This is a genomic window from Bradyrhizobium sp. (assembly GCF_049586575.1).
GTDB lineage: Bacteria > Pseudomonadota > Alphaproteobacteria > Rhizobiales > Xanthobacteraceae > Bradyrhizobium.
This window is the reverse complement of record NZ_JBAVCF010000282.1, coordinates 1-8261: the sequence shown is the minus strand read 5'-3', so window position 1 is coordinate 8261 and position 8261 is coordinate 1. Positions and strand designations below refer to the sequence as shown.

Genomic DNA, 8261 nt, shown 5'->3' with positions numbered 1-8261 from the left:
ATCGAAGACGACGATGATGACGACTCCACCTTCATCGCCGACGAAGAAGAAGGCGACGAAGACGTTACCGATATCATCGGCGATGTCGGCGGCGACGAGGAGACTTGAGATCGGCCCTGAACTGTGTTCAGGGTTTTGAGACGACGCGCGTCATCCAAGCCGCGCGGCGGGCATGAACGGGAAACGCGGTATCTGGTTTTCCCTCGCGACAAACGCCTAATCGGTTGTGCGGAGATCGTGCTAAAAGTTGGAGTTACGGGGCCATAGCTCAGCTGGGAGAGCGCTTGCATGGCATGCAAGAGGTCGGCGGTTCGATCCCGCCTGGCTCCACCAGCCTCCGCAGGCTTCGCCTGCTTCGGCTCGGCGAGCCATATCGTAGCGGAGGCTGCCGCGCCGTAGCCCGCACGGGCGAAGGCGGGCGATAGCGCCTAAGATTTCCTCCTCTTTGCTGTATCCTGCCTTGGGGGGATACCCGGTGAAATACGTCTACATTCTGGAAGGCCTCGGCGGCGAGCACTTCTATGTCGGCGTTACCGACGATGTGTCCGCGCGACTCTTAAAACACAATGCAGGCGAAGTGTCTCACACATCGAAGTACCGCCCTTGGAAGCTTAAATCCTACGTCGCATTCGGCAATGAAGAGCGTGCATTCGCGTTCGAGAAATATCTAAAATCAGGCTCAGGCCGAGCATTTACGAAGAAACACCTCTAGCTCCACCCCTACCCCCCGGCCAACGCATTGAGCCGATCGCGCAGCGCGAAGATTTCGTCCTTCATGGCCGATAATTCCGCGACTGAGCATTGCGAAGCGGCGAGGATCGACGGCGGCACCGACCGCGCTTTGTCCTTTAGCGCGTGACCGTGCGCGGTCAGGCCAATCAGCACCTGCCGTTCGTCCTCGGTCGAGCGGTTGCGCTCGATGAGCCCGGCCTGCTCCAGCCGCTTGAGCAGCGGGGTCAGCGTGCCGGAGTCCAGGAATAGCCGCTCGCCGATCTCCTTGACGGGCACGCCGTCGCGCTCCCAGAGCACCAGCATGACAAGGTATTGCGGATAGGTCAGACCCAGCCGGTCGAGCAGTGGCTTGTAGACCCGGTTGAACGCATGCGCGGCCGAATAGACCGCAAAGCAAATCTGGTTGTCGAGCCGCAGCATCTGGTCGGCGGCCGGCGGTTTTCGGACCATTTCATTATCCTCGTCACAACTGGCGGCCATTGTGGGCCGCGCGATGCCCGCATTCAATTGCGGACAATTAAACGTGAGATCATGCTTTTTATATTGTGCACAATCTAATTGTTTGCAATATGGATTGCATCGAGACAACGAACAAAGGAGACTGCGATGTCTGTGAACGTGCTCTACAAGACCCAGGCCAAGGCCACCGGCGGCCGCGACGGCCACGCCGCGACGCTGGACGGCGCGCTCGACGTCAATCTCACGACGCCCAAGGAACTCGGCGGCGGAGGCGGTGCCGGCAACAATCCCGAACAGCTTTTCGCGGCCGGCTACGCCGCCTGCTTCATCGGCGCGATGAAATTCGTCTCCTCGCAAGGCGGCCCGAAAGTGCCCGCCGATGCGGCGGTGACGTCAACGGTCGGCATCGGTCCGCGCTCGGAAGGCGGCTTCGGGCTCGATATCGCGCTTGAAGTTTCGCTTCCCGGATTGGCCCGTGCCGACGCCGAGGCGCTGGTGGCCAAGGCGCATCAGGTGTGCCCCTACTCCAACGCCACGCGCAATAACGTCGACGTCCGCCTGACGGTGGTCTGATGCAAATTCCAGCAGAGCGGCCCGCCGTGGTGGCTGGGCGCTCTGCTCGAAAAGCATTTGAAGCCGCCCAAGAAGCCCGCTAGCTCTGAAATCCCTAGGGGAGTGGATTTGACATTCGCTACCCACCTCGCCGCAGGTTCGTAAGGCGAATGTCAAATCCCAAACTCCACTAGAAACCCATATTTGCTAGTGGTCCTATAATTCTAGCATTCGCAAAAGATGCCCGCTTCGAGGGGATGCGAATGTTAGAACTGGACCACTAGTGCGGCGAATTTGAAGTTCCTAAGCTCGCATCGGAGGTTGCCGCGATACCGTGCGAACTTCGGAATCGGAGCTCTAGGGACGGATTTGAGCAAGGGTTTTCAATGACTGAGACTGGTTCGGGCGCGATGACGGGCTTGCGCGTGATCGACCTCACGCGCGTGCTCGGCGGGCCTTACTGCACGCAGATCCTCGCCGACCACGGCGCGAACGTGATCAAGGTCGAGCCGCCGGCGGGCGACGAGGTGCGCGACTGGGGACCGCCCTTCCACGGTGAAGACGCCGCCTACTTCGTCGGCATCAACCGCAACAAGCGCTCGATCGGGCTCGATCTGGCCAGCGAGGGCGGTCGCGTCGTCCTGATGAAGATGCTCGAAGGCGCCGACGTGCTGATCGAGAATTTCAAGCCCGGCACGCTCGACAAATGGGGCATCGGCAACGATGTGCTCCGCGTGAAATTTCCACGGCTGGTCCACTGCCGCATTTCCGGCTTTGGCGCCGACGGGCCGCGCGGCGGCAATCCGGGCTATGACGCGATCATCCAGGCCATGACCGGAATGATCATGGCGACCGGCTCGCCGCAATCGGGCCCGATGCGGATCGGCGTTCCCGTGGTCGACATCACCACCGGCCTTTATGCCGCGATCGGCATCCTGATGGCGCTGTCGGAGCGGCAGCGCTCGGGCCAGGGGCAGTTTCTCGAAACCACGCTGTTCGAGACCGGGCTATCCGTGATGCATCCGCATGCGGCGAATTATTTCATGCATGGCAAGCCGCCCTCATTGACCGGCAACGAGCATCCGAACCTCGTGCCTTATGCGATCTTCTCGACCCGGACCGACAACATCTTTATCGGCGTTGGCAATGACGGCACCTTCCGCAAGCTCTGCAAGGAGATCGGCAAGCCCGACCTCGCGTCCGATCCGCGGTTTGCCCGCAACAAGGACCGCATCGCCAATCGCGAGGCCCTGCGCGAGGAACTCGCCGCCGTCTTCAGCCAGCACGATGCAGAACCCTTATGCGATCGCCTCTTGGCCGCCGGCCTCCCGGCCGGCCCGGTCCAGTCGATCGACAAGGCGCTGACTGGCGCTCACGCCAGCTATCGCGGCGATGTCGTCGAGAAGGACTGGTACAAGGGCGTGGCCTCGCCGATCCGGCTGGCGCGCAGCAAGCCAAGCCTGCGCAACGTCCCGCCCGCCTTCGGCCAGCACACCGCCGAGGTGCTCAAGGAGTTCGGCTACTCGACGTCCGAGATCGAGGCCCTGACGGCCAAGGGCGTGGTCGCTACCCGGCGACGCCATTAAGGGACGCGTTGGTAACGCTTCGGAAAGCCTCTGGGGAAAGCGTTTGCAACCCAGGCATGGGGCGCTTGAACACCCCCGAATTATGCCCATATTGGCCTGTGACCGGGAGGTGAATCCACCTTCAGGTCATGTTGGGGGCGCCGCAAGGGCCCCGGAACTTCAAAGTCGCTTCGAGAGGACTTTGCAAATATGTCTCGTGTTCCCTCGTTATCGAGTCCGTTTCTGCTGGGATTTGACGAAATCGAGCGTGCGCTCGATCGCGTCGTCAAAGGCGCTGACGGCTATCCTCCCTACAACATCGAGCGTTGCGACCGCAGCAATGGGCAGCCGGAAAGATTGCGCATCACGCTTGCGGTGGCCGGATTTACCCGCGACCAACTCGATGTAACTACTGAGGAAAATCAGCTCGTCATCCGTGGACGCCAGCAGGACGACAAGGCCCGGCAATACATCCATCGCGGCATCGCCGCGCGCCACTTCCAGCGCACCTTTGTGCTGGCGGAGGGGATGCTGGTGCTGGGCGCGGACCTGAAAAACGGGCTGTTGTCGATCGATCTGGCCCGGCCCGAGCCGGAAAAGGTCGTTAAGACAATTGCTATCAATGAGCACGAATAATGGAACGAGTAGCGGACTCGACCGCTTGGACTCAGAAGGAGTCGAGACCATGACTGAAGTAAATATCGCATTAGAGCCTCACGTCTCCCTGGAGGCGCTGGCGAGCCTGGGCGAAGGCCATATCGCCTATGTGAAGCAGATCCGTTCCGAGGATGTGCCGGGCCTGTTTCCGCAGGCGCCCACGATCGCGCCGGGATTGAAGCTGTTTGCGCTTCATGCCGCCGACGGCACACCGATCATGCTGACCGACTCGCGCGAAGCTGCGATTGCGAACGCCTGGAGCAACGAACTCGAGGCCGTGAGCGTGCACTGATGCCGCGGCTGCCGCCGACGCGTCGCGCGGCACATGGGTTGATCAAACGCGGAATTGTTCCGGCAGGCGTCGGGAACAGTCCGCGTTTTTAAGTCAACAGCAGGATCAGGCCGCACTCGCGGGCGGCAGCGCCAGCACCGAATAGATCGCCTGAGCCTCGCGCGAGGCGCGCAGCTTCTTCGCCACGTCCTGATCGCGCAACAGCCGGGCGATTCGCGCCAGCGCTTTCAGGTGATCGGCGCCCGCACCTTCCGGCGCCAGCAGCAGAAACACGAGATCGACCGGCTGGCCGTCCATCGCCTCGAAATCGATCGGACGTTCGAGTCTCGCGAACAGGCCGAAGATTTTTTCCAGCTTGGGAAGTTTGCCGTGCGGGATCGCAACGCCGTATCCCACGGCCGTCGTTCCGAGCTTCTCCCGCTGCAGCAGCACCTCGAAAATCGCGCGCTCGTTCTGTCCGGTCAGGCTTGCTGCCCGCGCCGCCAGTTCCTGCAACGCCTGCTTCTTGCTGTTGACTTTCAGTGCCGGGAGAATCGCCTCGGGTGCGACCAGATCGGTAATCGTCATGGAGCGTTCCGAGGTAAATTGCGAGGTAAATCGATCGTCAGGTTGTGAATAGACGTCGGCGGGCGAACGAGGTCGGAAAGGCGGCCGCCCACCACCCCGGTCCTAACTGGGTGGGCTTCTACTCCAACGCAAGAGCGGTGCCAACACCCGTAAAGATACCGCCAACCGGTATCGTTAAGGGCGCGGAACATAGGGAGGGTCCCCCCGCCCGTCAATGCCGATTTTGCACCGATTTCGCCTTGGGCGGATGGCTTCCGATCGAATCGCCACGACGCATTAATTTGTTGTTTCGCCATGATCTTTCCGCAAAATCGGATTTCCGTTTTGCGCTTCGCAACGCGACTTTTTGCCCTTAGCCCGCGGCCTTCACCGCCGGGGGATCGATCCACCCGACGTTGCCGTCCACGCGACGATAGATGATGTTTATCCGGCCGCTCGAACCATGCTGGAACACCAGACAGGCCGCGCCGGTCAGATCCAGTTCCATGACCGCTTCCGAGACCGAGAGGCGCTTCAATGAGGTGGTGGCCTCGGCGATGATGACGGGGCTATAGCCGGTCAACTCTTCATCGCCTTCAGAAGGCGCCTCGATCACGTAACTCGGCGCGTCAAGCGTCGGCGCGACGATCCCCGCCAGCGCTTCGGAAGCCGCATGGGCCTTGCGCACAGAGCGATCCTTCAGGCGGCTCTTGTAGCGGCGCAGCCGCTTTTCGATCATCAACAGCGCCTGGTCGGCGCTCGCGTAGGCATCGCCGGCGCTGCAGTCCGCTTCCAGCGTGATGCCTGAATCAAGATGCAGCGCGCAATCGGTGCGGAAGCCGGAGCCGTCCTTGCTCAGCGTGATATGCCCGGAATAATTGCCGTCGAAATATTTGCGCAGTACTTCTTCGGTGCGTTCACTTACCCGTCCGCGCAAGGCGTCGCCGACCGAGATGCTCTTGCCTGAGATCCGGAGAGTCATGGGGTGCCTCGATTCCTGGCCCAGAAACCACGAATGCGCACACCAACCCTATTCCGATTCCCGTGGGACGCAATCAGGCGGGCTGAGGATCGCGCGAGCGGTCGGAAGATGTGGCGGGCGCTGAAAGGGCATTGCCAAGCATACTTTGTTTGTCGCGCCGCCGCTGCACCGACGATGGAATCCGCATGGCCTCACGGTACTTGGCGACGGTACGACGGGCGATATCAATGCCGGTTGCGCGCAATCGTTCCACGATGGTGTCGTCGGAGAGAATGAGCGCGGGGTCTTCCGCGTCGATCAGTTGTTTGATGTGGTGGCGCACCGCCTCCGCCGAATGGGCTTCGCCGCCATCGGCCGATGCGATCGAGGCGGTAAAGAAGTATTTCAGTTCGAAGATGCCGCGATTGGTCGCCATGTATTTGTTGGCGGTAACGCGCGAGACCGTCGATTCATGCATCTGGATCGCGTCGGCAACCGCCTTCAGGTTAAGCGGCCGCAGATGCGCAACGCCATGCGTGAAGAAGCCGTCCTGCTGGCGGACGATTTCGGTCGCAACTTTCAGGATGGTGCGGGCGCGCTGGTCGAGTGCGCGAACCAGCCAGGTCGCGTTCTGCAGGCAATCGCTGAAATAGGATTTGTCGCCGTCCTTCCGGATCGTCTTCGACAGTTCCGTGTAATAGCTCTGGTTGACCAGCACGCGCGGCAGCGTTTCGCTGTTGAGTTCGACATGCCATCCGCCATCGGGACCCGGCCGCACATAGACATCCGGCACCACGGTTTGCGTGCGGGCCGAGCTGAACTTCAAGCCCGGCTTCGGATCGAGCCTTCGGATTTCGCCGATCATGTCGGTGATATCTTCGTCGTCGACGCCGCACAGTTTTCGCAAAGCCGCGATGTCGCGCTTGGCCAGAAGCTCGAGATTTTCCACCAGCGCCTGCATCGCGGGATCGTACCGGTTGAGGTCGCGCAACTGGATCGCCAGGCATTCGCTCAGCGAGCGCGCGCAAACTCCGGGCGGATCGAATTTCTGCAACACGGCGAGCACCGCCTCGACATCGCCCTCGGAAGCGCCGAGCCGCTCGGCGGCCTGTCCGAGATCGGGCGGCACATAGCCGGCCTCATCGACCAGATCGATCAGGTATTGGCCGATCATGCGCTGGGCGGGCACGGCGAAAGCCACCGCCAGTTGCTCGGCCAGATGACCGGACAGCGTCACTTCGGCCGCCGCAAAGGCTTCCAGATTGTAGCCGTCGTCATTGGAGGCGCCGCCACCCCATTCGGTGTAGGTAGAGGGCGCCGCATCCTGCGCGTTGCGGGCGGCGGCTTCCGCCGGTTCTTCCGAAAATACGTTGTCCAGCGGCGTATCGAGGGTCTGTTCGATCTCGGCGCGGCTGCCGAGGTCGCGATTCATCCATTCTTCTTGGGAGGGCTCGAAGCCGTCGGCCCCCGAATCGGCGAAATCGCCCGCGGATTCCTCGCCAAAACCGCCTTCTGCCACCTCAAGGGTTCCGGCCGCCGGCTCGCCCGCAACCGGCGCTTCCGGCGGGCCCTCGCTCTCGCGCTCAAGCAGCGGATTCCGCTCCAATTCCTCCTCGACGAAGGCCGAAAGGTCGAGGTTAGAGAGCTGAAGCAGCTTGATCGCCTGCATCAGCTGCGGCGTCATCACCAGCGACTGCGACTGGCGAAATTCTAGTCTCTGCGTCAGCGCCATGGAGGCAAGAACCGATTCCCAAAAAACTTGGTCCGATTCTTGCTTAAACTAGTCTCGAGCCGATGTATACGGCTTGACTTCGCGTAAAAAAGACCCGCGTCGCGCCCCCTCAGAGGCGGAATTCTTCGCCCAGATAGAGCCTCCGGACGTCCGGGTCGCTGACGATCTCCTCGGGGCTGCCTTCGGTCAGGATCTCACCGGCATAGACGATATAGGCGCGGTCGGTCAGCCCGAGCGTTTCCCGCACATTGTGGTCGGTGATCAGGACGCCGATCCCGCGGTTGGTGAGATGCCGGACCAGGTCCTGAATGTCGCCGACCGCGATCGGGTCGATGCCTGCAAAGGGTTCGTCGAGCAGCATGTAATTGGGTCGCGTCGCCAAGGCGCGCGCGATTTCGACGCGGCGACGCTCGCCACCCGATAGCGCAATCGACGGCGTCTTGCGGAGCCGCGTGATGTTGAATTCGTCGAGCAGCGAATCGAGCTCCGCCTCGCGCTTTTTGCGTGAGGGTTCGACAACCTCGAGCACCGCGCGGATATTCTGCTCGACGGTGAGGCCGCGAAAAATCGATGCTTCCTGCGGCAGATAACCGATGCCGAGCCGGGCGCGCTGGTACATCGGCAACTTCGTGACGTCGTGGCCATCGAGCTCGATGGCGCCGCGATCGGCCTTGATCAGACCGGTGATCATATAGAACACCGTCGTCTTGCCGGCGCCGTTCGGCCCCAACAGACCGACAGCTTCGCCGCGGCGGACATAGATGC

At 61.7% G+C, this 8261-nt stretch carries 10 protein-coding genes, 1 tRNA gene and 1 pseudogene; 7 read left to right on the top strand and 5 right to left on the bottom strand.

Translation table 11 applies throughout. The features are described 5' to 3' along the window. The 3 genes and pseudogenes from WB528_RS10915 to WB528_RS10905 all read left to right on the top strand — a co-directional run. Positions 1-108 (top strand): annotated as a pseudogene (locus tag WB528_RS10915) (TIGR02300 family protein); the annotation flags it as partial. A 149-nt stretch (positions 109-257) separates the two neighbouring features. Then, a tRNA-Ala gene (locus WB528_RS10910) sits at positions 258-333 on the top strand. A 142-nt stretch (positions 334-475) separates the two neighbouring features. Continuing rightward, positions 476-712 carry a GIY-YIG nuclease family protein gene (locus WB528_RS10905; RefSeq protein WP_423888424.1) on the top strand — a complete coding sequence of 79 codons (237 nt, stop codon included), beginning with the start codon at positions 476-478 and terminating at the stop codon, positions 710-712. An 8-nt stretch (positions 713-720) separates the two neighbouring features. On the opposite strand, the gene WB528_RS10900 is transcribed toward WB528_RS10905, so the two are convergent. Then, positions 721-1182, bottom strand: coding sequence for a MarR family winged helix-turn-helix transcriptional regulator (locus WB528_RS10900; protein ID WP_423888423.1), 462 nt, complete (start codon positions 1180-1182; stop codon positions 721-723). Positions 1183-1338: 156 nt separating this feature from the next. Here WB528_RS10900 and WB528_RS10895 point away from each other — a divergent pair, with 156 nt between their 5' ends. From WB528_RS10895 to WB528_RS10880, 4 genes are all read left to right on the top strand, one after another. Further along, positions 1339-1764 carry an organic hydroperoxide resistance protein gene (locus WB528_RS10895; protein WP_423888422.1) on the top strand — a complete coding sequence of 142 codons (426 nt, stop codon included), beginning with the start codon at positions 1339-1341 and terminating at the stop codon, positions 1762-1764. Positions 1765-2129: 365 nt separating this feature from the next. Further along, a complete protein-coding gene (locus WB528_RS10890) occupies positions 2130-3329 on the top strand; it encodes a CaiB/BaiF CoA transferase family protein (protein WP_423888421.1) in 1200 nt (399 codons plus the stop codon). Between the two features lie 189 nt (positions 3330-3518). Beyond that, entirely contained in the window at positions 3519-3944 is a 426-nt protein-coding gene (locus WB528_RS10885; RefSeq protein WP_325635016.1) for an Hsp20 family protein, read from the top strand. Positions 3945-3993: 49 nt separating this feature from the next. Further along, positions 3994-4257: a DUF1150 family protein gene (locus WB528_RS10880; protein ID WP_423888420.1), complete on the top strand. Its 264-nt coding sequence runs from the start codon at positions 3994-3996 to the stop codon at positions 4255-4257. Positions 4258-4362: 105 nt separating this feature from the next. Here WB528_RS10880 and ptsN read toward each other — a convergent pair whose 3' ends face one another. The 4 genes from ptsN to lptB form a co-directional block, all read right to left on the bottom strand. Next, the gene (gene ptsN / locus WB528_RS10875) at positions 4363-4824 is read right to left on the bottom strand and encodes a PTS IIA-like nitrogen regulatory protein PtsN (protein WP_423888419.1); all 462 of its coding nucleotides are present in this window, start codon (positions 4822-4824) and stop codon (positions 4363-4365) included. A 352-nt stretch (positions 4825-5176) separates the two neighbouring features. After that, positions 5177-5785, bottom strand: a complete 609-nt coding sequence (gene hpf, locus WB528_RS10870) for a ribosome hibernation-promoting factor, HPF/YfiA family (RefSeq protein ID WP_423888418.1) — start codon at positions 5783-5785, stop codon at positions 5177-5179. 73 nt (positions 5786-5858) lie between these two features. Beyond that, entirely contained in the window at positions 5859-7496 is a 1638-nt protein-coding gene (gene rpoN, locus WB528_RS10865) for an RNA polymerase factor sigma-54 (RefSeq protein WP_423888417.1), read from the bottom strand. Between the two features lie 109 nt (positions 7497-7605). Next, the coding region (lptB, locus tag WB528_RS10860) for an LPS export ABC transporter ATP-binding protein (RefSeq protein WP_423888416.1) at positions 7606-8261 on the bottom strand (656 nt) is incomplete at its 5' end.